At 60.5% G+C, this 24,400-nt stretch carries 22 protein-coding genes and 2 pseudogenes; all 24 read left to right on the top strand.

The window, feature by feature from the left end:
* Positions 1-17: 17 nt before the first annotated feature.
* The 24 genes and pseudogenes from tnpC (at position 18) to ald (ending at position 24,238) form a co-directional block, all read left to right on the top strand.
* Entirely contained in the window at positions 18-1,610 is a 1,593-nt protein-coding gene (gene tnpC, locus ACVWY5_RS04665; protein ID WP_456671629.1) for an IS66 family transposase, read from the top strand.
* A gap of 22 nt (positions 1,611-1,632) precedes the next feature.
* Positions 1,633-2,331 (top strand): annotated as a pseudogene (locus ACVWY5_RS04670) (IS481 family transposase); the annotation flags it as partial.
* Positions 2,332-2,709: 378 nt separating this feature from the next.
* Positions 2,710-3,759, top strand: a complete 1,050-nt coding sequence (locus tag ACVWY5_RS04675; RefSeq protein WP_028336751.1) for an aromatic ring-hydroxylating dioxygenase subunit alpha — start codon at positions 2,710-2,712, stop codon at positions 3,757-3,759.
* Positions 3,760-3,762: 3 nt separating this feature from the next.
* The gene (locus tag ACVWY5_RS04680) at positions 3,763-4,515 is read left to right on the top strand and encodes a GntR family transcriptional regulator (RefSeq protein WP_028336750.1); all 753 of its coding nucleotides are present in this window, start codon (positions 3,763-3,765) and stop codon (positions 4,513-4,515) included.
* 11 nt (positions 4,516-4,526) lie between these two features.
* Positions 4,527-5,507 (top strand): PDR/VanB family oxidoreductase, encoded by a 981-nt coding sequence (locus ACVWY5_RS04685; RefSeq protein WP_028336749.1) that lies wholly within the window; start codon positions 4,527-4,529, stop codon positions 5,505-5,507.
* Between the two features lie 605 nt (positions 5,508-6,112).
* Positions 6,113-6,385, top strand: coding sequence for a hypothetical protein (locus ACVWY5_RS04690; protein WP_321177298.1), 273 nt, complete (start codon positions 6,113-6,115; stop codon positions 6,383-6,385).
* Between the two features lie 378 nt (positions 6,386-6,763).
* Positions 6,764-7,450 carry a molybdate ABC transporter permease subunit gene (locus tag ACVWY5_RS04695; RefSeq protein WP_028336748.1) on the top strand — a complete coding sequence of 229 codons (687 nt, stop codon included), beginning with the start codon at positions 6,764-6,766 and terminating at the stop codon, positions 7,448-7,450.
* Between the two features lie 104 nt (positions 7,451-7,554).
* A pseudogene (locus tag ACVWY5_RS04700) lies at positions 7,555-8,811 on the top strand (serine hydrolase domain-containing protein).
* 343 nt (positions 8,812-9,154) lie between these two features.
* Complete coding sequence (locus tag ACVWY5_RS04705) at positions 9,155-10,255, top strand: hydrogenase small subunit (RefSeq protein WP_028336747.1); 1,101 nt, start codon at positions 9,155-9,157, stop codon at positions 10,253-10,255.
* Positions 10,256-10,269: 14 nt separating this feature from the next.
* Positions 10,270-12,060 carry a nickel-dependent hydrogenase large subunit gene (locus ACVWY5_RS04710; protein WP_028336746.1) on the top strand — a complete coding sequence of 597 codons (1,791 nt, stop codon included), beginning with the start codon at positions 10,270-10,272 and terminating at the stop codon, positions 12,058-12,060.
* Between the two features lie 4 nt (positions 12,061-12,064).
* A complete protein-coding gene (gene cybH / locus ACVWY5_RS04715) occupies positions 12,065-12,784 on the top strand; it encodes a Ni/Fe-hydrogenase, b-type cytochrome subunit (RefSeq protein WP_028336745.1) in 720 nt (239 codons plus the stop codon).
* A gap of 11 nt (positions 12,785-12,795) precedes the next feature.
* Positions 12,796-13,395 (top strand): HyaD/HybD family hydrogenase maturation endopeptidase, encoded by a 600-nt coding sequence (locus ACVWY5_RS04720; protein WP_028336744.1) that lies wholly within the window; start codon positions 12,796-12,798, stop codon positions 13,393-13,395.
* Positions 13,396-13,397: 2 nt separating this feature from the next.
* The gene (locus ACVWY5_RS04725) at positions 13,398-13,688 is read left to right on the top strand and encodes a HypC/HybG/HupF family hydrogenase formation chaperone (protein ID WP_028336743.1); all 291 of its coding nucleotides are present in this window, start codon (positions 13,398-13,400) and stop codon (positions 13,686-13,688) included.
* A 189-nt stretch (positions 13,689-13,877) separates the two neighbouring features.
* Positions 13,878-14,285 (top strand): hypothetical protein, encoded by a 408-nt coding sequence (locus ACVWY5_RS04730; protein WP_028336742.1) that lies wholly within the window; start codon positions 13,878-13,880, stop codon positions 14,283-14,285.
* Positions 14,282-15,145 (top strand): hydrogenase expression/formation protein, encoded by an 864-nt coding sequence (locus tag ACVWY5_RS04735; RefSeq protein ID WP_028336741.1) that lies wholly within the window; start codon positions 14,282-14,284, stop codon positions 15,143-15,145. Before ACVWY5_RS04730 ends, ACVWY5_RS04735 begins: the two co-directional genes overlap by 4 nt.
* Positions 15,146-15,239: 94 nt before the next feature.
* Complete coding sequence (gene hybE, locus ACVWY5_RS04740; RefSeq protein WP_080667219.1) at positions 15,240-15,863, top strand: [NiFe]-hydrogenase assembly chaperone HybE; 624 nt, start codon at positions 15,240-15,242, stop codon at positions 15,861-15,863.
* A complete protein-coding gene (locus ACVWY5_RS04745; protein ID WP_028336739.1) occupies positions 15,860-16,951 on the top strand; it encodes a hypothetical protein in 1,092 nt (363 codons plus the stop codon). Before hybE ends, ACVWY5_RS04745 begins: the two co-directional genes overlap by 4 nt.
* Positions 16,944-17,285 carry a hydrogenase maturation nickel metallochaperone HypA gene (gene hypA / locus ACVWY5_RS04750; protein WP_028336738.1) on the top strand — a complete coding sequence of 114 codons (342 nt, stop codon included), beginning with the start codon at positions 16,944-16,946 and terminating at the stop codon, positions 17,283-17,285. The genes ACVWY5_RS04745 and hypA overlap by 8 nt, the downstream gene beginning before the upstream one ends.
* Positions 17,285-18,235 carry a hydrogenase nickel incorporation protein HypB gene (hypB, locus tag ACVWY5_RS04755; protein WP_028336737.1) on the top strand — a complete coding sequence of 317 codons (951 nt, stop codon included), beginning with the start codon at positions 17,285-17,287 and terminating at the stop codon, positions 18,233-18,235. Before hypA ends, hypB begins: the two co-directional genes overlap by 1 nt.
* 4 nt (positions 18,236-18,239) lie before the next feature.
* Positions 18,240-20,486 (top strand): carbamoyltransferase HypF, encoded by a 2,247-nt coding sequence (gene hypF / locus ACVWY5_RS04760; RefSeq protein WP_028336736.1) that lies wholly within the window; start codon positions 18,240-18,242, stop codon positions 20,484-20,486.
* Between the two features lie 15 nt (positions 20,487-20,501).
* Entirely contained in the window at positions 20,502-20,732 is a 231-nt protein-coding gene (locus tag ACVWY5_RS04765; protein WP_028336735.1) for a HypC/HybG/HupF family hydrogenase formation chaperone, read from the top strand.
* Between the two features lie 2 nt (positions 20,733-20,734).
* Positions 20,735-21,877 (top strand): hydrogenase formation protein HypD, encoded by a 1,143-nt coding sequence (hypD, locus tag ACVWY5_RS04770; protein ID WP_028336734.1) that lies wholly within the window; start codon positions 20,735-20,737, stop codon positions 21,875-21,877.
* Positions 21,874-22,920 carry a hydrogenase expression/formation protein HypE gene (hypE, locus tag ACVWY5_RS04775; protein ID WP_028336733.1) on the top strand — a complete coding sequence of 349 codons (1,047 nt, stop codon included), beginning with the start codon at positions 21,874-21,876 and terminating at the stop codon, positions 22,918-22,920. Before hypD ends, hypE begins: the two co-directional genes overlap by 4 nt.
* 205 nt (positions 22,921-23,125) lie before the next feature.
* Positions 23,126-24,238 (top strand): alanine dehydrogenase, encoded by a 1,113-nt coding sequence (gene ald / locus ACVWY5_RS04780; RefSeq protein ID WP_028336732.1) that lies wholly within the window; start codon positions 23,126-23,128, stop codon positions 24,236-24,238.
* The last annotated feature ends 162 nt before the right edge of the window (positions 24,239-24,400 follow it).

Consider the following 24,400-nt stretch of genomic DNA (forward strand, 5'->3'; position numbering starts at 1 on the left):
GTGCTCTGGTCGGGTCAATGACGCCGCCTGATCTTAGTCTCCCGAATGACGTAGAGACGCTGAAGGCCATGGTTCTTGCCATGGCCGAGAAAGCGGCCCGCGCCGATGCTCTGGAGAGCGAGGTCGCCGATCTCAAGGCCCGCAGCGCCGATGCCGATGCGCGCATCGAGCGGCTGACGCAGATCCTGAAGGCCTTCGACCGCGCCCGGTTCGGCCGACGATCGGAAAAGCTCGGCTCGGCGAACGGCGACGATGAACAGCAGGCCTTCGTCTTCGAGGAGATCGAGACCGGCATCGCTGCGATCAAGGCCCAGGTCGGCAAGGGCCGTGCGCAGGCGGATGGCACGCGTGCACCGCGTCGGCGCAAGGGCTTTGCGCCCCATCTGGAACGGATCGAAACTGTCATTGAGCCGCACGAGCTGGCTGAGCATGCAGGCAAGCAGAAGGTGCTGATCGGCGAGGACGTGTCGGAGCGCCTGGATGTGGTGCCGGCGAAGTTCCGTGTGATCGTCACGCGCCGTCCCAAGTATGCCTTCAAGAACGCGGACGGCGTCATCCAGGCGCCGGCCCCGGCCCATATCATTGAAGGAGGCATTCCGACGGAAGCGCTTCTGGCCCAGATCGCCGTCGCCAAATATGCCGATGGCCTGCCGCTCTACCGGCAGGAGGCTATCTACGCCCGCGATCATGTCGAGTTGGACCGCCAGCTGATGGCACAATGGATGGGCAAGCTCGGCTTCGAGCTCGAGATCATGGCCGACTACATCTTCAGCGAGGTCAAGAAGGCCGAACGGGTCTTTGCCGACGAAACCACTTTGCCGACGCTCGCTCCGGGCTCCGGATCGACAAAGACGGCCTACTTATGGGCCTATGCCCGAGATGACCGAACCTTTGGCCGCAACGGTCCGCCGATGGTGGCTTATCGCTTCGAAGACAGCCGCGCCAGCGAATGCGCGGTCCGACACCTCAATGGTTATCGCGGCATCCTGCAGGTGGATGGCTATGCCGCCTATAACAAGCTCGCGCGATCCGATCGCGGCAATGATGGCATCACCTTGGCTGGCTGCTGGTCACACTGCAGGCGCAAGTTCTACGAGCTGCATGTTGCTGGGAGCTCAGAAGTGGCAACGGCGACGGTCGAGCGGATGGCGAAGCTCTGGCAGGTCGAGAAAACCGTGCGCGGTCAAAGCCCCGACGCTCGCGTTGCCGCGCGCCAGCAAGCCTCCGCGGCGATCGTCACAGATCTCTTCGATCTCTGGCAGCAGACCTTGCGGCGGATCTCCGGCAAATCAAAATTGGCCGAGGCGATCCGTTATGCCGTCTCGCGCCGTGCCATCTTCGAACGCTTCCTGACCGATGGCCGCATCGAGCTCGACTCCAACATCGTCGAACGCGCCATCCGGCCACAAACAATCACGAGAAAGAATAGCCTCTTCGCGGGCAGCGACGGCGGCGGACGAACCTGGGCAACCATCGCAACGCTGCTGCAGACGGCGAAAATGAACAACGTCGATCCGTTCGCCTGGCTTGCCCTAACACTTCAGCGTATCGCCAACGGCTGGCCGAGCAGCGAAATCGACGCGCTTATGCCATGGAACCACGCCGCCTAACGGCCTCAGCTTGCCGCTTACGCTGCAGCCGACCATCCCGCATCTGACGCGATCATCCCTGCATCGCTGCCTCCAGCGCCACGGCATCAGCCGATTGCCGGAGGTCGAAGGCAGCAAGCCTCCGAAGAAAAAGTTCAAGGCTTACCCGATCGGTTATTTCCACATTGACATTGCTGAGCTCCAGACCGCTGAAGGCAAGCTCTACCTCTACGTCGCGATCGATCGCACCAGTAAGTTCGCCTTCGTGCAATTGGTCAGCAAGACGGGAAGGACCTCCGCCGCGGCCTTCCTCAAAGCTCTAATCGCGGCTGTCCCCTACAAGATCCACACGGTTCTCACCGACAATGGGATCCAGTTCACCTTCCCGCCGCGCTACGCAGACGGCCCGACGGCAAGATATGTGACACATATGTTCGATATGCGCTGCCAAGAGAATGGCATCGAACATCGGCTGACTAAGATCAAGCATCCCTGGACCAATGGCCAGGTCGAACGCATGAACCGCACGATCAAGGAAGCGACCGTCCAACGCTATCACTACGATCGACACGATCAGCTCGAAGCTCACCTTGCCGACTTCATCAACGCCTACAACTACGCTCGGCGGCTCAAGACCCTGAAGGGTCTCACTCCTTACGAATACATCTGCAAATCCTGGACTTCCCAGCCAGAACGATTCAAACTCAACCCGCTCCAGAAAATGCCGGGACTAAACACCTAGAGGATTTGAGAGCATGGGCCGATCTCGGCACCAAGACGTCGACGTCCGATCCCGGCAGGGCGACTGTGCTGCCGGCTAAGAAGCGCCCAATGTTGCGCCCCTACGCAGGCCAGGAACATCGCCGATAGCCGTACGAAGCCGCGACAGTGCAGGACGAGGTGCGGCGGGATGTACACGATGGCGAGCTCGGATTGAGCCGGCAGCTGTTTTGGTTAGCGGTACCACCGATGTTTTGTTAGGGCCGAGGTGAAGTCGATGAGCTTCTCGTTGACCCTTCTCTGTATACAGAGGTGCCATCACAAGCCCGTATATTCGTCAATTTTCTGGCTTGTTTTGAGGTCACTGTATACAGACAGTGTCCAATGCAAGGAGCCGCCTATGAGCCGTTGCTTTCCGACGAATGTCTGGTACGTGGCCGCTTGGGATGCTGAGGTGAGGCAGGCGCTGTTGCCGCGCACAATCTGCGGCAAGCACGTCGTGATGTATCGGCGCGCCAACGGTGAGGTGGCGGCATTGGAGGATGCCTGTTGGCATCGGTTGGTGCCGCTTTCAAAAGGGCGTCTTGAGGGCGACAGCGTCGTCTGCGGCTACCACGGGCTGAAATTCAACGCGCAGGGCCGCTGCATCTTCATGCCCTCGCAAGAGACGATCAACCCCTCCGCCTGTGTGCGTGCCTATCCTGTGGTCGAGCGCGATCGCTTCGTCTGGCTGTGGATGGGTGATCCGGCGCTAGCCGACCCGCGCTTGGTGCCGGATATGCACTGGAACGATGATTCCGCCTGGGCCGGTGATGGCGACACCATCCACCTGAAATGCGATTATCGTCTGGTTGTCGACAATCTCATGGACCTGACGCACGAAACTTTTGTGCATGGAGCCAGCATCGGCAATGACGCCATCGCGGAAGCACCGTTTGACGTCACCCATGGTGAGAAGACCGCTACCGTAACGCGCTGGATGAAGGGGATTACCGCGCCGCCGTTCTGGGCCAAGCAATTGCAAAAACCTGGTCCGGTGGACCGCTGGCAAATCATTCGTTTCGAGGCGCCGTGCACCATCAATATCGACGTCGGAGTGGCGCCCGCTGGAAGTGGCGCGCCGGAAGGCAACCGATCGGCTGGCGTCAATGGCATTGTCCTCAACACCATTACGCCCGAAACGGAAACGAGCTGCCATTACTTCTGGGCCTTCGTGCGCAATTATCGCCTGAACGAACAGCGCCTGACCACTGAACTCCGCCAAGGCGTTTCTAGCATCTTCCGTGAGGACGAGGTCATTCTCGAGGCGCAGCAGCGTGCGATCGACGAAAATCCTGACCGGGTCTTCTATAACCTCAACATCGATGCGGGCGCGATGTGGGCCCGCCGCTTGATAGATCGCATGATCGAGGCCGAGGATCCACAGCACAGTCGGCAGGCCGCGGAGTAGGGCATGGTCGAGCGCGACAGTGATCGCTCCGTCTCACAGACGGTGCGCGCCCAGCTCAGCTTGCGCGATCTGATCCTGTCGGGCGACTTGCGGCCGGGCGAACGGATCTCCGAGTTGCAAGCTGTGGAGACGATCGGCGCATCGCGTACTCCGGTGCGAATGGCATTGGTTCGACTGGAGGAGGAAGGACTTCTGGAAGCGATCCCTTCTGGCGGCTTCATGGTGAAGGCATTTTCCGAACGAGATGTCCTGGATTCGATCGAACTGCGTGGCACGGTGGAGGGGCTGGCCGCGCGATTCGCCGCCGAGCGCGGCGTTTCGTCGCGCGATCTTGAGCCTCTTAAAGGATGTCTCGACGAGATCGACGGCTTGGTGAGGCAGGATCCAATCTCCGTCGAGGCTTTCTCCTCCTACGTCGCGCTCAATGCGCGTTTTCACGCGCTGTTGACTGAATTGTCGCGCAGTCCGCCCTTGATCCGGCAGGTCGATCGCGCGTCGGCGCTACCATTCGCTTCGCCTAGCGGCTTTGTGATGACCCAATCGACGCTACCGAATGCGCGCCACACGCTCTTGATTGCGCAAGATCAACATCGCGTCGTGATCGATGCAATCGAAAACCGCGAAGGCGCACGAGCCGAGGCAATCATGCGCGAGCACGCCCGAGTGGCGGCACGCAATCTGCGCGTTGTGCTCAGGAATAAGACGCATTCTGATCTGCTGCCGGGACTGGCGCTCATCAAGATGCCAGGCGATTAAAGGAAATCTCCATGCGGTTCATTGAAAGCTGGACACAAGCAGCGCTCGTCGCGTCGCGCGATCTGACACCGTCGATCCGTGAGTTCCTGATCAAACCGGAAAACTTTGATGGCGCGGCCTATCCGGTCGGCAGCCATATCAACATCGCCGTCACTATCGATGGACGTCCTGAGACGCGGTCCTATTCCCTGGTCGGCGAAGCTGACCGAGCCGGCTATCGTATCGCCGTGCGGCGCGCGGAGGACTCCCGCGGCGGCTCGCAGTATATGTGGTCGCTCGCGCCGGGCGCGCGGTTGACCATTACATCGCCCGCCTCGCTGCTGCCGATCGACTGGGCGCGCAGGCACTACTGCCTAATTGCGGGTGGGATCGGCATTACGCCACTGGTTGGGGCAGCTCAGGCGCTGGCGCGCCGCAATGCCGACTTCACTCTGCACTATGCAGTGCCTTCCCGTGAGCAATCCGTATACTTGGATGTTCTCTCTCCCTTGCTGAACGATCAGCTTTTTGTCCATGCAGGCAACGAAGGGCGCCGGCTTGATTTCGACGACTTATTCGCATCACTGCCGCCTGACGCCTTGACTCTCTTCTGTGGTCCGATGCGGATGCTCGATGCCGCGCGCCGGGCCTGGACCGGCGCGGGACGCGCACTATCCGACCTACGCTACGAGACCTTCGGTTCGAGCGGCTCGCTGCCGGCTGAAGGTTTCCGGGTGCGCCTTGCAGATCGGGCCCTCGAAGTGGAGATTCCGCGCGATCGCTCGTTGCTGGACGTGCTCAACGAGGCCGGTTACGAGGTGATGGCAGATTGCCGGCGCGGCGAGTGCGGCGTCTGCGCCATCGACATCGTCCACATTGACGGTGAGCTTGACCACCGCGACGTTTTCTTCAGCGAACAGCAAAAGCACGCCAACGAAAAGATCTGTGCATGTGTCTCTCGCGCCCGTGGTACTATTACCGTCGACATACTGCATCGCCCAGACGCGCTGTAAGTTCGCTGCAACGTGTTGGCTTCGGTAGCAGGTCCTGGCCCAGTCGCTCGGCATAATGGCCATGTCCAAAGGTAGTGCTACGTTACCATAGAACGGTGCGCGCATGCTTACCGGACGAAGACGATCGGCGACGCCTGGTTATCCTTCTTCCAAGTAAGAAAAAAGTCGAGCACGACATGTACTTCTAAACCTCTGTTCAGCCGCGTTCATTCCCGCAAGGGATTTGGCGGGCCGTCTGCGCCTGCACGCGCTGGCCCTCGAGGGGTCCTAAACAGACCAGCCAATCCTACGAAGCAGAATCCACACGAGGATTTGCATCGAGTGATCACGGAGCGTCGCAACACCCAAGAGCATCTCGGGCGGCAAGCTCTGCCGCTTGATTGTGTCGTCGCTGTCTGCTTGAGAACAAAGATGCCGGAAATCTGACAGCGCGTTAGGTCCACTCCACAGCGAAAGGGCATCTAGGCGCACTTTTCTTACGTTAAGCACAGAGCGCGCCAAATCTCGCGAGCGGCACGGGGATTGCTGGGTGGCGAGCGAGGAGCTGCCGCCGCCAGACCGGGCGAAGCGGCGCTGTCACCGGAGTTTCCGATGAGGTGTTTGCGATGCTGATTTTGCTCGCAGAAGCGACGGGCGTCAGTGTCGCGGCCGCCACGCCGGACGATAAGCTTGCCGGGTGGTCGACTGAGGCAGGACGACCCGAGACCGTGTCGAATATTGGCGCGAGCGACGATCTCTACGGTCATGCCACGCAGTTAGCAACATTTCAGGCGTTTCGTTCGGGCGACAGCATTCGCCCGACTGGACTGCATGAGAACGGCCCTGCGGCCCCCGAAAGCCGCTTCAAATCGGCGGCATCGACTTCGAACGCGAGCTGAAGAGGAGACGCGCAAGCCATCGTCGTTCACGGTGCTGTCGATCTCCAGGCATATCGCGGCTTGGACGAACACAATGAATCCGGTTGCCGTGCCGCAGGCGGCGCGGCTGGTGCAGGGGGCACCCGCCCCACAGGCCGATCGATTGCTTGCGACCGGAGACCCAGACTACAGCTCCGCTGCACTGTCGCTAACAGGCTATAAGGCAGGTATGCGCTGGCTGTTAGCGAGGCGTCTTATGGAGCGATCCGGCAAGGCGCTCCGTTCTTGGAGGTTCGACCTGACCAAAATGCGGTACGCGCCAAATCCCTCAGCGAACTGGACGTGCAGGCGATCGCTGCGCCGGTTTCGCGGCGGGCTCTCACAGATGGGCTGACGCACATGGACGCCCTTTCGCCCGAGATCTGGCAATCCGTTGCGCTCACGATCGAGCTCGCCAGCGTGACGACGACGATCCTGCTGGCTGTTGGCGCGCCGCTCGCGTGGTGGCTAGCACGCTCGAAGACCGTTTTGAGCCAGGCGGTTGCAACGATCGTCGCGCTGCCGCTTGTGCTGCCGCCGACGGCGCTCGGGTTCTGCGTACTCGTCCTGCTCGGCCCGAACGGACCCGGAGGTCTTCTCGCCTCCTTCTGGGGCGAGCACACGCTCGCCTTTACCTTTGCGGGAATCGTAATCGGGTCGGTCCTCTCCGCGCTCCCCTTGGTGGTGCAGCCGATCCGTAATGCCTTTGTTGCAATAGGTGAGCTTCCGCTGGATGTCGTGGCCAGTCAGCGCGGTTCTGCGCTGTATGACTTCATGACCATTGGCCTGCCGCTGGCGAGATTTGAGTTTTTCAAGGCTGGCGTCGTCGGCTTTGCTCATACGATCGGCACGTTTGGCGTCGTGATGATGATTGGCGGCAACATTCCTGGGCGCACCAAGGTGTTGTCGGCTTACGTCATAGACTACGTTCAAGCATCGCGCTGGCGGGAGGCAAGTTGGGTTGCTGGCGGTATGGTGATGTTCGCGCTTGCGGTCATTCTCACCTTGACCCTCATCGACAAACGTTGTGCCAGGAGAAGTACATGAGCGCAGGCCGGCGCAAAACACCTTCGGCGCGCCGGCCAGATACATTCGATCACGACGGCAGCCGTCTCGCAAGTCAGGTCCATCCATCCATTGGCGAGAGCTCAATGAACAAGCTTGTTGTGGCCGCGGCGGCCGCTGGAATCGGTTTCAAATCAGTACACTCTGCGCCTCTGCCCGAGGCCAGCGCGGATGACGTCGGCCTTTCTCAGCAGCGCCTTGCGAAACTAGACGAGTTCTTCGCTCGCGAGATCGCAAGCGAGCTCGTGCCGGGCGCGGTGGTTGCAATCGCCAGAGACGGCAAGTTGATTCACTACAAGGCGTACGGGCAGCTCGATCCACCAAAAGGAACGTCGATGCGGCTGGATGCAATATTCGCCCTCGCGTCTATGACCAAGCCGATGGTGGCGGTTGCTGGGCTTAGCCTCACGGAACAGGGGCGCCTGCCTTTGCGGGCCAAGCTTACGGATTACTATCCGCAATTCGCCAACATGAAGGTGGCGGTGCCGCAGCCTGACGGTTCATTAGAATTCGAAGCGCAGAGTTCTCCGATCTACATCCACGATCTTTATCGCCACACATCAGGCCTAACTTATGGCGCGCCGAATAGCTCAGATCAAGTGGCGCGTCTCTATCCGGAGTTCGCAGCTCCGCCAATCAAGGGCGATAAGGAGGCTTTCATCGAAGGCATCACCAAGCTGCCGCTGGCGCACCAGCCGGGAACAGAATACGAATACGGTTTCTCGACTGACGTGCTTGGAGCTGTCGTGGAACAGGTTAGCGGGCAGCGAATGGGCGATTATCTTGCCGACAACTTGTGGAAGCCGATTGGAATGCTAGACCCACTTTCCATCTGTCGACATCACAACGCGAACGCCTCGCGCGTCCATTTCCAAACGACCCGCTGACGGGAAAGCCACAAAGCATCGAGCTCCTCGGAAGTCCGACGAGGTTTGACTGCGGGGGAGCCTGCGCATTTGCGACAGTTGGTGACTACGTGCGCTTTGGACAAATGCTGCTCAACGGCGGGGAGCTCGACGGGCAGCGCGTTCTCGGCCCCAAAACGGTGCATCACATGATTCCAATCACCTTGGGCCGGAGATCAAGAACAAAGTCGGCAATGTGGAGCCGCACCGTGCCGGCTTTGAGTTCGGGCTCGGAGTAGCTGTACGCATAAGCGACGGTCTGTCGGCCGTTCCAGGTAATCCAGGGAGTTCACCTGGACCGGCGCTTACGGAACTCAATTTTTCTGTGACCCCAAGGAGCGTCTGATCGTGGTGGTTGGAACGGCGGCACCCGGAGAGATCCGCAAGTACTACCGCGAGCAAGTCCAGAATATCGTTTATGCCGCAATAATCCGATAGTTCGCCTGGTGGTTGCCCGTCAACTGCAACAACTGCTGTTCAGCATTGTCATGCCGCACGCCTGTCACGGCTGCGTCGAAAGTGAGCATGACGCATTCATCGTATAGGGCGATACCCTACTGTTTTGTTGGAGTTCTCACATCGACGTTCAAAACCGGACGCTATTGGCGCGGTGGACGGTAGTCACAGGCGCAGCTTGTGCCTCGCTAGCCGGCCTTGCTCATCCGCATTGCGCCCGGCGAGCGGCGGTTTGGTACCTGTCAAGTGTTTCACGCACCGTGGCCTGCTTCTTGCTGCTTAACATGAGTAAGCGGTATAGCCCGGCGAGTACTTGGAAGGGATCATGGGCGAGGCAACGGAAACTTTCTACGGCGTGATCAGACGTCAGGGCATCACGCGTCGCAGTTTCCATAAATTCTGCAGTTTGACCGCTGCGAGCTTCGGACTCGGCCCGCTCGCCGCAAGCACTATTGCCATTGCGCTAGAGACCAAGCCGCGTGTGCCCGTCATCTGGCTGCACGGCCTTGAGTGTACCTGCTGCTCGGAAAGCTTTATCCGCTCGGCCCATCCGTTGATCAAAGACGCGTTGCTGTCAATGATTTCGCTCGACTATGACGATACGATCATGGCGGCGGCAGGATACCAGGCCGAAGCCATCCTGGAGGAAACCCGTGCCAGATACAAAGGCAAGTATGTGCTTGCCGTCGAAGGCAATCCACCGCTGAACGAGGCGGGCATGTTCTGCATCGACGGTGGCAAGCCATTCGTTGAAAAACTCAGGTCGATGGCGGAGGAGTCCATGGCGATCATCGCTTGGGGCACGTGTGCGTCCTGGGGCTGTGTGCAAGCTGCCAAACCCAATCCGACTGGTGCGACGCCGATCGATCAGGTGATCACCAACAAGCCGATCATCAAGGTGCCCGGATGTCCGCCCATTGCGGAAGTCATGACCGGCCTGGTGACCTTCATCACGACGTTCGGAAAGCTTCCGGAACTCGATCGCCAGGGGCGGCCAAAGATGTTTTATTCCGAGCGCATCCACGACAAGTGCTATCGGCGTTCGCATTTCGACGCCGGCCAATTTGTCGAAGAGTGGGACGACGAGTGCGCACGCAAAGGCTATTGTCTCTACAAAATGGGGTGCAAGGGCCCGACCACCTACAACGCCTGTTCGGCCGTTCGCTGGAACGGCGGCGTTTCGTTCCCGATTCAATCCGGCCACGGCTGCCTCAGTTGCTCCGAAGACGGCTTTTGGGACAAAGGTTCGTTTTACGATCGACTCACGACCATCAAGCAATTCGGCATCGAGAAGAACGCCGACCAGATCGGCATGGCCGCTGCCGGTGCGGTTGGCCTGACCGTCGCCGCGCATGCGGCGGTGACGGCCGTGAAACGGTTGACCGACAAGGCGCATCGCGCAGCTCACAAAAGTAAACCGAATTGAGGGAAAGGTCGACGGTGGCCGTCCGGACACCCAATGGGTTCAATCTCGATCGTTCTGGCAAGCGTATTGTCATCGATCCACTGACGCGGATCGAAGGCCATCTGCGCGTCGAGGCCAATCTCGATTCGGACAGCGTGATCCGCAACGCCGTCTCGAGCGGGACGATGTGGCGCGGCATCGAAGTAATTCTGCGCGGGCGCGATCCGCGCGACGCCTGGGCGTTCACCGAACGGATTTGCGGTGTCTGCACCGGCACCCATGCGCTCACCTCGGTGCGCGCCGTTGAAAACGCGCTAGGGATCACCATTCCGGAGAATGCCAACTCGATCCGCAACATCATGCAGCTGTGCCTGCTTGTGCATGACCACCTCGTACATTTCTATCATTTGCACGCGCTGGATTGGGTCGACGTGGTCTCCGCGCTCAAGGCCGATCCCAAGTCGACCTCGGCGCTGGTGCAGTCTATCTCGCCCTGGCCGCTGTCATCACCCGGCTATTTCAAAGATTTGCAGATCAGGCTGACTAAATTCTTTGAATCAGGGCAACACGGTCCGTTCAAGAATGGCTATTGGGGTCATCCGGCTTACAAGCTGCCACCGGAAGCGAACCTGATGGCTGTGGCGCATTATCTGGAGGCGCTCGATTTCCAGAAGGAAATCGTCAAGATCCAAGCCGTCTATGGGGGGAAGAACCCGCATCCAAACTGGCTAGTCGGCGGCGTGCCTTGCCCAATCAATATGGATGGGACAGGCGCGGTGGGGGCGCTCAATATGGAGCGTCTCAACCTGATCTCCTCGATCATTGACCGTTCAATCGAGTTTGTCGAGCAGGTCTATCTGCCCGATATCGCAGTGATCGGCTCGTTCTATAAGGACTGGCTCCATGGCGGCGGACTTTCAGGCCAAAGCGTGATGTCCTACGGCGACATTCCCGAAAACGCCAACGACTGTTCGGCGAAAAGCCTCAAGTTGCCGCGCGGCGTCATTCTCGGTGGCAATCTGAATGAGATCCTGCCGATTGACCATGGTGATCCCGAGCAAATCCAGGAATACGTCGCGCATTCCTGGTATAAATACCCCAGCGAGTTCTCCGGACTACACCCTTGGGATGGCATCACCGAGCCGAGTTTTCAGCTTGGGGCAAAGGTCAAAGGCAGCAGGACAAATATCCAGGAACTCGACGAAGGCGGCAAGTATTCCTGGATCAAAGCGCCGCGCTGGCGCGGCCACGCTGTCGAGGTCGGGCCGTTGGCGCGATACATCATCGGTTATGCGCAAGGCAAAGCCGAATTCAAGGAGCCGGCGGACAGATTACTCAAGGGGCTCAGTCTTCCCCTGACTGCGCTATTTTCGACGCTCGGCCGCACCGCGGCGCGGGCGCTCGAATGCCAGTGGGCGGCGCATCAGATGCGCTATTTCCAAGGTAAGCTCGTACTCCACATCAAGGCGGGCAATAGCGCAACTGCCAACGTCAGCAAGTGGAAGCCGGAAAGCTGGCCTAAGGAGGCCAAGGGCTACGGTTTCACTGAGGCGCCACGGGGGGCGCTCGGGCACTGGATCAAGATCAAGGACACCAAGATCGACAACTACCAATGTGTCGTGCCGACGACGTGGAATGGATCTCCTCGCGATTCCAAGGGCAATATTGGCGCTTTTGAAGCCTCCCTGATCGGTACCCCGATGGCCGACCCGCAGCGGCCGCTGGAGATCTTACGCACGATCCATTCCTTTGATCCATGCTTGGCGTGCTCGACCCATGTGATCAGTCCTGCCGGCCAAGAACTGGCCTCAGTCAATGTTCGTTAGGGACATGCTGGATAAATCTCCGCAACGCCTTGCCGCCGTCGATTCGGCGCAAGCTGGTCGCGGCGTCGGCCGTGACGTCACCTACGTTTATGAAGCGCCGGTGCGGCTGTGGCATTGGGTCAATGCGGCGGCCATTCTGGTGCTCGGTGTCACCGGCTATCTCATTGGAACGGGGACGCCTGCGATGCCGGGGGAGGCTAGTGGCAATCTCCTATTCGGCTATATCCGCTTTGCGCATTTCTCTGCGGGATATGTGCTGAGCGTCGGCTTTCTGCTGCGCATCTACTGGGCCTTGATGGGAAACTCGCATGCCATGCGGATCTTTTGCGTGCCGCTCTGGCGCAGGTGCTTTTGGCGCGAGGTGTACCACGAGATTCGCTGGTACGCCTTCGTTGCAGTCGAGCCGGAGAGGCACGTCGGGCACAACCGGCTGGCTCAGCTCGCGATCTTCTTCATGTTCACGCAGACGATGACGTTCATGGTCGTGACAGGCTTTGCACTTTATGGGCAGGGTGCCGGTGATGATAGCTGGCAGTACGAGCTGTTCGGCTGGGCATTTGCAATCTGGCCGAACAGTCAGGACGTCCATACCTGGCATCATCTCGGCCTATGGGTGATCGTGACCTTTGCGGTGGTCCACATCTACGTGGTGATCCGCGAAGACATCATGTCGCGCCGGAGCATCTCCTCAATAATTTCCGGCGAACGCGAGTTACGCGATTGACCGGGAAGCGGTTGTCGGGTCCGGAGAATAAGAAAAGGATCCTGGTGCTCGGCATCGGGAACATCCTATGGGCGGACGAGGGATTCGGCGTGCGCGTAGTAGAGGAGTTTCACCGCCGCTACGCCATCGAGGACAACGTCACTATGCTCGATGGCGGAACGCAGGGTCTCTACCTCGTCAGCTTTCTTGAGCAGGCCGATTGCCTGATCGTGTTCGATGCCATCGACTATGGACTTCCGCCCGGGAAGTTGAAGCTCGTGAGAGATGACGAGGTACCAAAATTTAGCGCTGCCAGGAAGATCAGCCTGCATCAGACCGGCTTTCAGGAGGTCCTGAGCGCGGCCGACCTGCTCGGACGCTGCCCGCGAGAGCTCGCTCTCATCGGCTGTCAGCCGCTGGACCTGGATCATTGGGGTGGTCCGCTGACTGATCCTGTGCGCTTTCAGATTAACCCCGCGATTGAACTGGCTTGCAAACTGCTTGCCCAGTGGGGCTCGCCGGCAAAACTGCGGATCGCGCCGCTGCCTGCTTCAGAATGGCTGTTGGCGAACAATATCGACCGTACAAATTATGAGATAGGGAGCGCAGCCGATCTAGCGGCCTGCGGCTGACCATGTGCCTTGGCTTGCCAATGACGATCGTTGAGACCGACGGCATCACCGCGCTGTGCCAGCATGGCAATGAACAGCGGCATGTTTCGGTGATGCTGCTCTCCGGCGCGTCGGTCTGCGCTAAGGTGCTCGTCCATATCGATACCGCAGTGCGGCTCTTGGACGAGGGTGAAGCGAGGCTGATATCGCGAGCACTCGACGGACTTGAGGCCTGCCTCAACGGCCAGGACTGCGATCGCTTCTTTGCGGACTTGATCGGTCATGAGCCGCAATTGCCCGAGCACCTACGCTAGCGGTACCGCTTGCGGACATTGGGCTGCGTGCTCTTGCTCCCAACTGGAGTTTGCAATCGCAGCGCAACATTCACACGAAAATGTCGAGCCGCTGGTTCGAGCGGGGAATGTGATCGGGCGAGACGATGATGGCATGTGGCTTGCTAATACCTCGCCTAGCAGAACCAAAAACTATCACAAAGGTGTCCGATGAAGTTCCATTCGGTGCAGCACGATCTGCCGTGGCCCGGTCCGTCCGATGTGGAGAGAGCGGGGGGCGCGGCGCTGCTGCCGGCGGCCAATCCCCCGCATTCGCTCTGGGCCATCCACGTGGCCATCGGGCTTTCTGAATGGATCAAGTCGTTCCGGCGGCGCGTGCGGAGGGCAGTGACTGCGCGGGGCGCCGGTGACGAGCCGGGCGGGCGCCGCAGCCTGCTCGGCTCGCAGACGCCGATCGAGTGCCATCAGCAGGGTACACGGCGCATGATCCTCACGAGCCTGGTCCGTTTGCTCAAGATCGACCCCACCTTGGCACCGACCGCTCGACCACGCGCCGGTGGCGCTCGTATCGCCAAAAGCACCGCCTCTCGGCATGCCCAACGGAAGGCCGCATCATGAAAGCAGCGGCCCGCGTCGGATCCGACGGCGCCGAGCAGGCGGTGAGCGAGTTTCCCTTGGGGTTGAAAAGTCTCGACGTAATCCATGGCGGACTGACGACTGTGGTGGCGCCGGTCAAGTGCGCTTGGCGCGATGGCGACGAGCTTGCAAGGGACCGTGCGAATGCCGTCGCGCTATTATCGAAGGCCGCTGCCGCCGCCGGCGGCCAAAGAGGCGGCGCGCGGATGCAACTGTACGGGCTGGCGAACCTCAGTGATCTCGAACGCACGCTGATTGCCGAAGTGCTTGGGGAAGGCGAGGTTGCTGGCGTTGTCGCGCTGCCGGATGGCTCCCTAGCGCAAATTTGGGAATCCGTGCTTGCGGGAATCTGGCGCGTGCGCATCGGGACCGAGCCCGCACATGAATATGTCGAGGTCGGCGCGATCCCGCAGATTGTGCGGCGTGCCGCAACCGACCTGACTTCCACTGATCTTGTGATCGCCGCTCCGCCGGACGGCGCGATGAACGTGCTGCCGGTGCTCGCCGAAATACGCGAGCGGGCCCGTGCCTGGCGGTCTGGCATGCGCGCGCATGTCATCAACCTCACGCTGCTCCCGATGAACGCTGTCGATCTGGCGTTTCTGCACGAAAGCGTGGGCAACGGTCCGACCCAGCTAGTCTTCCGCGGCTACGGCACATGCCGGGTGCAGGCGACCGGGATCCGGAACGTCTGGTCGGTGCAGTTCTTCAATTCTACGGACAACATCATCCTGGATACGCTGGAGGTCGGCGGCGTGCCGATTGTTGCGTTGGCCGCGGACGAGGATTTCGAGGATTCCGCCGAACGCCTGCGGGAAATGATCGAGGTTTACGCCACATGAATAGCTTGGAGAATAGGTGGCATCGGACGGATTCCGGCAGACGGCGCGCCTGCAATTGGCGTTGGCTGGATCATGCGCAACGGACCGAAGAGCGATGGCGGCGCAACTGCTGCGCGAGCGCGTGGCGCCAAGAATGAAAAGTTTTTCAGATTTCGCACCTTCAGGTTCGGCTTCGCGTCCGTTGAAAATGGTGCTTGAGCGCGAACGGGACGATCGTAGGAGCAAGCACGCCGATGTGTCGACGTCTGAGAAGATGCTCGCAGCAGCCTATTGGGTTATCGCCGGTCGAACCATGCGCACGCGACCGACCTTGAACGATCCGTGTACAGGGTCGAAGCGATCGGGTTTCGCACACGCGCAGGGGAGGGCCGTTAGCATGAAGGGCGCGACTTGGGCCATGAACGTGGTTATCTTCCTGCGTAACGGTACCTGCCAACGGCATGCTGGGCAGAGATCGAACCTGCGCTTGCGAGTTCGATCCGGTGACATTGAACTTGCTGTCAGCGAAATCGCGTCGTTGAGCTCGATTGCCCGTTGCTCCCTGCTCTCGGCGACCTCGGCACACAAAGACAAGGGGGACGTCCGTGCCGAAGCAGTGGTCGGTGCTATGATATGGCCGGACATGCGCCGAGCTCAATATCATATTCATGCACCACATCTCTGTTTGATCGACCGCCGGCATTTCTTGCGCGAGATGATGGCGGAGCGCTGCGCATGACTCTTTTCGCCCGCAACAAAATCGATGTCACCATATTGCTTGCTGCCGACGTCATCGCCGCGGTCGAGATCCTGCCGCGAGCCAGGCCGCCGTTGGCGCGGCTGTTCACCGGCAGGCCGGCCTCGTCGTTGTTCGAGGCGCTGCCGCGCCTCTTCACGTTATGCGCCGCTGCGCAGCAAGCCGCATTGCAGTCCGCGACCGAGGCGGCGCGCGACGAAGAGATCGTTCTGGCGACCAAACAGCGTCGTATTATGCTGGTCGTTGCCGAGCGCATTGCAGAATTGCTGCGGAGCCTCTTTGTCGGACATCATACGCCGAGCAGCACTGCGTCGGCGATCCGGTCCCTCATACAGGGATTGTCAGCGCTTGTCGGCAGCGCACGGCCAGCTCGCGGTTCAGCTCGACGCGAGGCTACAGCACAGATTGTGGCTGCGCTCGCTGCACTCGGCATGCCGGATGAAGATGGCGCGCCGATGCCCGGTAGCCCGTTCGCGCTTTGCATTGCAGCGCTTGACGAGGTCGACTTGAAGTCTATCCCGATCGCGCACTCGTTCCTGTCCGTTGCCGACGACCGCAACATCATTGAACGGCTGCTCGGCGATGACCCGACGTTTTGCCATTGTCCTTACCTTGGGGGGCATGCGCCCGAGACGGGTCCATGGGCGCGCCAAATGACGCGTGATCGGCTCTGGCTGGGTCGGTCGGGTGCCGTCGAGCGGCTGAAGGCCAGAATTGCAGAAATCGTTCGGCTATGCGACTGGCTCAAGGCCGGTGCTCATATCGAGTCGGCGGAGCCTGGGATCATCGAAAGCTACAGGCTAGGTCCTGGCCGTGCAGCGGCCGCGGTCGAATGCGCCAGGGGCCGGCTCTATCACGCGGTTGAGCTCGATCCTCAGGGGCAGATATACCGCTTCGAGTTTCTTGCGCCGACGGAATGGAATTTCCATTGGCGCGGTCCGCTTGTCCGGAACCTGCAGGGCGCGGTGCTGACGGCGAGACGACATCAGCAAGCGGTTCGTGCAGTGATTACATCGCTTGATCCCTGCGTCGGATTCACACTCAAGTTTCGCGAAGTTGACGATGCATGAAATGGCGCTTTGTCAAAGCATCATCGAAATCATCGAGGACGAGGCGCGCCGCCGATCGCGTTCGCAGGTGCGCAGCGTCTGTCTGGAGATCGGGACCCTGAGCCATGTCGCGCCTGAAGCGATCAAGTTCTGCTTTGCAGTCGTTGCAGCGCGGACCATTGCCGAAAGCGCGGCTCTTAAAATTGTCGAACTTCCCGGTGGGGCCTGGTGCATGAGCTGTTCGAAGAGCGTCGAAATTCCCCGGCGCGGTGAGCGCTGCCCTTGCTGCGGCAGCTACCAGTTGCAAGTAACCGCGGGCGAACAGATGCGGGTAAAGGAGCTGGAGTTCGATTGATGTGTACCATATGCGGCTGCAGCGAAGGAATGCCTTCAGCGGAAGTTATCCAAGCGCATGATGCGCGAGACCAAGGGCGTCACCATGCTCATGGGCAGGACGATTGCGATCGCCATCATGCCCATCGTCATCGTGACCAGGGCCAGCCGCATTCGCGCGATGCTCGCCGCCGCCATGATCACGATCATCATCCTGGCCATCACCAGGCGCATCGGGAGCAGGCGCCTGCGAGCTGCGGCGCCGGACCGGCCACGTTGAAGCTCGCGCCCATGAACAGCGAGCGGCTCGTTCAGATCGAGCGCGACATCCTTGGCAAGAACAACAGGATCGCCGCAGACAACCGCGCGCGTTTCGTGGCCGATAACGTGCTGGTTTTTAACCTTGTGTCCAGCCCGGGTGCAGGCAAGACCTCGCTGCTGGTCCGCGCCGTGTCAGAGCTCAAGCGCAGTCGCCCGATCGGGGTTATCGAAGGCGACCAGCAGACCTCGAATGATGCCGAACGCATTCGCTCGGTCGGCGTGCCGGCTATTCAAGTCAATACCGGCAAGGGTTGCCATCTCGATGCAGCAATGATTGGCGAGGCTTATCGCCGCTTGCCGCTGCTGACGCGCGGTATTCTCTTTATCGAGAACGTCGGTAATCTGGTTTGTCCGGCAGCCTTCGATCTCGGCGAGGCCTGCAAGATCGTGGTGTTGTCGACCACCGAAGGCGAAGACAAGCCGCTTAAATATCCGGATATGTTTGCTGCTTCGTCGCTCATGCTGATCAACAAGATTGATCTGACCTCGCTGCTAGCGTTCGATTTGCCAAAGACGGTCGAATACGCAAGACGAGTCAATCCAAAGGTCGAAGTGCTGACGGTCTCGGCGCGCACCGGCGAGGGTTTTGGCGCCCTGTACGCCTGGATCGATCGGCAGGGGCGCATCAAGGATGCGCCGGAGAGGACATAGGGCGATGAGCGCCGCGGCTATCGCCTGCGATCCGACACGGCTGCGCGTGCGCGTGAGCGGGGCTGTGCAAGGGGTCGGCTTTCGCCCCTACGTGTATGGCCTTGCCAAGCGATACGGATTGGTGGGGTTTGTCGTCAATGACTCCGAGGGCGTCACAATCGAAGTCGAGGGCAACTGGGCTGCGGAGTTTGTTGTCGCTTTGCCGCTCGAGGCGCCTCCACTGGCACGCATCGACGAGATCTGCGTTCAACAGACCGCGGCGCTCGGGACGAAAAACTTTTCGGTCACCACGAGCCAAGCTGGCAGATTGTCGACGCGGATCGTCGCCGATGCCGCGACCTGCGAGCAATGCCTCAGTGAGCTGTTCGATCCCGAAAATCGTCATTACCTTTATCCCTTCATCAGCTGCTCCCATTGCGGTCCACGCTATACCATCGCCGAACGGCTTCCATACGATCGCCGCAACACGGTTATGAAGGCCTTCAGCCTGTGTGCCGCCTGCGCGGCCGACTATGCCGATCCGGCGAGCCGCAGGTTCCATGCGGAAACGATCGCGTGTCCGACCTGCGGCCCTCGGCTCAGCCATGGGATCAATGCCATTGTCGCGGCAATCGCCGGCGGCCAAATCGTCGCGATAAAGGGGCTGGGCGGGTATCAGTTGCTTTGCAACGCGCGTAACCAGCGCGCCGTTCAGCGTTTGCGCAGCAGAAAGCAGCGCCCTCAGAAGCCATTCGCGGTCATGGTCGGTTCCATCGCGCAGGTCAACGAGATCGCGGAAGCGAATGGGCCGGAGCTTGCGCTGCTCGAATCCTCAGCACGTCCCATCATCCTTCTACCTACGCGCAATGATCTGGCGCCTGCCATAGCTCCTGGCTTGTCGCGCGTGGGTGTTATGCTGCCGCTAGCCCCGCTGCATCACCTGATCTTCCATGAGTTTCGCTCCACAGCAGCATGGCTTGCGGGACCCGGCCCGGTTATCGTTGCCACCAGTGCCAATCCTTGCGGCGAACCGCTTCTGATCGACAACGCGCAGGCGCGGCGGCGGCTTGAGGGGATCGCCGATCTTATCGTGATCCATGATCGCGAGATTCTGACGCGTGCCGATGATTCCGTGATGTCAGTGGTGGCAGGCCGACCTCAATTCATTCGCCGTGCGCGCGGCTATGTTCCCGAACCGACCCGTCTTGCGCGGTCGGTGCCGCCCGTGCTTGCCGTCGGCGGCGCACTGAAATCGACCGTCACCATTACGCGGGGCAACGAAGCGTTCGTCTCCCAGCATATTGGCGATCTCGACACGGCTGAAGGCCTCCGTGCGTTCGAGGAGACGATCCGGCATCTCACTTCGACCCTTGACGTGGAGCCCGTCGTCATTGCCCACGATCTGCATCCCAATATGGCGTCGACCCGGTTTGCGGAAGCGAGTGGTCGCACGCTGATCGCTGTCCAGCATCACCACGCACACGCCGCCGCCGCCATCGCTGAGCATGGCCATGCGGGACCTGCGCTTGCCCTGGTGCTCGACGGCCATGGCTTCGGCTGCGACGGCGGAAACTGGGGTGGTGAGCTATTGTTGTGCGAAGAATCGAGGTTTCGACGCATCGGGCATCTCGCGCCCCTGCAGATGCCCGGCGGCGATCGTGCAGCCCGCGAGCCGTGGCGCATGGCGAGCGCAGTATTACACCAGCTCGGGCGGGGAAACGAAATCGGGCCTCGCTTTGCAGCGCAACGACAGGCTGAGCGCGTGCCGGCATTGCTCGATCGGCCGGGCGGGGCCACCACGACCAGCGCGGGCCGCTTGTTCGATGCCGCGGCGGCATTGCTGGGGGTCGCGAGTTTGCAGAGCTATGAGGGCGAAGCTGCGATGAAGCTCGAGGCGCTGGTGCGGCGGACTGCTATTCTCGAAGCCGGCTGGACCATCGAGCGCGGCATGCTGTCGCTTCGTTCGCTATTTTCGCGGTTGATTGCAGGCGACCTCGACGCCGTGGACGGAGCCGGCCTGTTTCATGGCACCTTTGCCGCCGCCTGCATTGACTGGGTCACGCACGCTGCGCGGAGAACCGGTGTCAGTACCATCGTACTAAGCGGCGGCTGCTTCCTGAACGCGGTGCTGGCGGAAGAGATTGACCGCGGTTGCCGCAGCGCAGGCCTCACCCCGCTGGTGCCACGCCAGCTGCCGCCCAACGACGGTGGTTTGAGCCTTGGACAGGCCTGGATTGCCGCTCTGCGGATTACGAACAGTCGTCAGCCCTAGACGGAGCAGCCTGATATGTGTCTTTCGATCCCGGCAAAAATCGCGAAAATCCTACCCGACGATATGGCGATCGTGTCCGTTGATGGGGTCAGCCTGGAGATATCGATCGCTCTCGTTGAGGAGCTCGACGTCGGCGACACCGTTCTTGTCCATGTCGGCTATGCGCTGTCCAAGATCAATCCGACAGAAGCCAAGCGCACGTTGGAGCTGCTGCAGGAGCTGGGCAGTGCAGGCCAGGAACGCTGATCATGAAATATGCCGACGAATTTCGTGACAAGACCATCGCGCAGGGGCTCGCGCGCGCGATCGGCGCCGAAGCCGGACCGCGACGGACTTACCGCTTCATGGAATTCTGCGGCGGACATACTCATGCGATCTCCCGGTACGGGCTGGAGGATTTGCTGCCCGCGAATGTGCGCATGATCCACGGGCCCGGTTGTCCCGTCTGCGTTCTGCCCGCCAGCCGGATTGACATGGCGATCCGGCTCGTCGAGCGGCCGGAGGTCACTCTGTGCGTCTATGGCGACCTGATGCGCGTGCCTGGCTCGCAGGGGCAGTCCCTGCTGCGAGCCAAAGCCCTCGGCGCAGACATTCGGATGGTCTATTCGACGCTCGACGCAATCCGGCTCGCCGAACGGGTGCCAAGCCGCGAGGTGGTGTTCTTTGCCATCGGATTTGAGACCACGACGCCGCCGACGGCGGTGATGGTCCGGATTGCCGATAAGAAGCGGCTGAAGGGCCTCAGCGTGTTCTGCAACCACGTGCTTACGCCTTCTGCGATGCACAGCATTCTCGAGAACCCGAACATGCGCAAGATCGGTGGGGTCGCAATCGACGGCTTCGTTGGTCCTGCGCACGTCAGCACCATCATCGGTACGCAGCCTTACGAGCCCTTGGCCGAACAATTCGGTAAGCCGGTCGTCATCGCGGGATTTGAACCGCTCGACGTGATGCAGGCGATCCTGATGCTGGTGCGGCAGGTGAACGAAGGCCGCTACGAGGTGGAGAACCAATACAGCCGTGCGGTTACGAGCCAAGGCAATCGACGCGCCAAGGACGAGATCTCGCAGGTATTCGAACTGCGTGAGCAGTTCGAATGGCGTGGGCTTGGGCTCGTCCCCAACAGTGGACTGAAGCTGAAGCGGGCTTACGCGGGATTCGATGCCGAGGCGCGTTTTGCGATGCACGAGCTGCGTGTCGCCGACAATCCGGCATGCGAGTGCTGTGCGATCCTGCGCGGCGCCAAGCGGCCGGTCGACTGCAAGCTGTTTGGAACCATCTGCACGCCAGAAACACCCATAGGATCTTGCATGGTTTCCTCGGAAGGCGCTTGTGCCGCGTATTGGACCTATGGCCGAGTTCGCGATGATCAGGCGAGGCGGATGTCATGAGCGTAAAGGCCTATCAGCGCAAGCTCGACGTCGAGAACGGACGCGTTGATCTTTCCCACGGATCCGGGGGGCGTGCCATGGCACAACTGATCTCCGGTATTTTTCACCAAGCCTTCGGTAATGAATGGCTTGCCCGCTGCAATGATCAGTCGGCGTTTGACGTTGCGGCAGGCAGGATGGTGATGACGACGGACGGCTATGTGGTCTCGCCGCTGTTCTTTCCCGGCGGCAATATCGGGTCACTGGCTGTGCACGGCACAATCAATGATGTCGTGATGGCCGGCGCGCGTCCGCTCTATCTATCGGCTAGCTTCATCATCGAGGAGGGGTTCCGGTTTTCAGATCTAAGGACGATTGCGCAGTCGATGGGCGCGGCGGCGCGCGGTGCCGGCGTTTACATCATCACTGGAGACACCAAGGTCGTTGAGCGCGGCAAGGCCGATGGTCTGTTCATCTCTACGACTGGGATTGGGGTTCTGGCCGATGGGCTCGATCTTTCCGCGGACAAAGCAAGGATCGGGGACCGTGTGCTGGTGTCGGGCAGCCTTGGCGATCATGGAGTGGCGATCATGTCAACGCGCCAGCACGCTGCTCTTCAAATTGAGATCGTCTCGGATTCCGCATCGCTGCATAACCTAGTGGCTGTCATGATGGCGGCTGGCGGCAGCGGCATCCGGGTGATGCGTGACCCTACGCGCGGCGGTCTTGCAGCGGCTCTCCATGAGATTGCGCATCAATCTGGCCTTGGGTTCAGTCTGCAGGAAGCAGCCATTCCCGTAAAGCCTGCGGTTGCGGCGACCTGCGAGCTCCTTGGGCTTGATCCGATCCATGTCGCCAATGAGGGCAAGCTCGTTGCGATCGTCGCGCCTGATACGGCTGATGCCGTGCTTGCAGCCATGAAGACGCATCCGCTCGGGTGCGATGCAGCCGATATTGGCGAGGCGGTTGCTGACGATCACAAATTTGTCCAGATGGCGACCAGCTTCGGCGGCGGACGAATTGTCGATTGGTTGTCGGGTGAACAATTGCCTCGAATCTGTTGAAGGCGCCGCGCCCACCTGCGGCGAGCCTGAACGAAACAATGGTTAAGTAAGCGAACATAGTCAATCAATCCGCTCGGCATCTGTTTGTTTGAAATCCTGCGTAGCTGGCCAAAGATCGCTGAATTCCTGCGCCATTTAGCCGCCTGCATCGCAATATCGCTGTGCTCTTGCGATTAAAAAGGCCCTCCAGGCAGGGAGTTTTCAAATGAAGGTCGGAGTCCCCAAGGAAATCAAGGCGCACGAATATCGCGTGGGCCTTACCCCTGGAGCCGTCCGCGAATACGTGGCAGCGGGCCACCGCGTCGTGATCGAGACCAATGCCGGCGCCGGCATTGGTGCAACCAATGACGATTATCGCGCCGCCGGCGCAACGATTCTGGATTCCGCAGCCGAGGTATTCGCATCGAGCGAGATGATCGTAAAGGTTAAGGAGCCTCAGCAATCCGAATGGAGCCAGCTGCGGGAGAGCCAGATCCTCTTCACTTACCTGCATCTGGCGCCAGATCCGGAGCAGGCCAAAGGGCTCCTAAAATCCGGGTGCACCGCGATCGCCTATGAGACCGTAACTGATGCCCATGGTGGTCTTCCACTGTTGGCGCCGATGAGCGAGGTCGCAGGTAGGCTTGCGATCGAAGCGGCGGGTAGCGCGCTGAAGCGGAGTGCAGGTGGACGAGGGCTGTTGATCGGTGGAGTGCCCGGTGTTCAGCCGGCTCGGATCGTGGTGATCGGAGGTGGCGTCGTTGGCACGCACGCGGCACGCATGGCGGCCGGTTTGGGCGCAGAGGTCACCGTCATCGACCGTTCGATACCCCGGCTCCGCGAGTTGGACGAGCTATTCGAAGGGCGCGTTCGTACCAGGTTTTCCACCATTGAATCCGTGGAGGAGGAGGTATTTGCGGCGGATGTGGTAATTGGTGCGGTGCTCGTTCCAGGAGCGAGCGCGCCGAAGCTGGTGCGCCGGAGCATGCTGAGCTCAATGCGCAAGAGGGCGGTCATCGTGGACGTCGCCATCGATCAGGGCGGCTGCTTTGAGACATCGCATCCAACCACTCACGCCGATCCAACTTACGAAGTGGATGGTATCATTCATTACTGCGTGGCCAATATGCCCGGCGCTGTTCCGCTGACCTCGAGCCAGGCACTGAATAATGCCACGCTGCCGTTTGGTTTAGCTCTGGCCAACAAGGGTTTTTCCGCCGTGCTCGAGAATCCGCACCTGCGCGCGGGCCTTAATGTCCATCGGGGCCGGCTAACTTACAAGGCCGTCGCCGAGAGCCTCGGACTTCCCTTCTCTCCGATCGAACAGGCTGCGGCCTGATCAGAGAGGCCCCACACGGGCGTTTCCTCCCTGACTTGGGCCACCCTTCGGGGTGGCTTTTTTTTCGGCTCTATCAATCTGCTCAGCACCGCTGGGATTTCTTTGGAACGCGGAGCGAAGGATCCCAGACGATCGCGCTCGGCTCGCAGTCGTGGCCGCATG

This window comes from Bradyrhizobium sp. USDA 3256 (assembly GCF_054058275.1).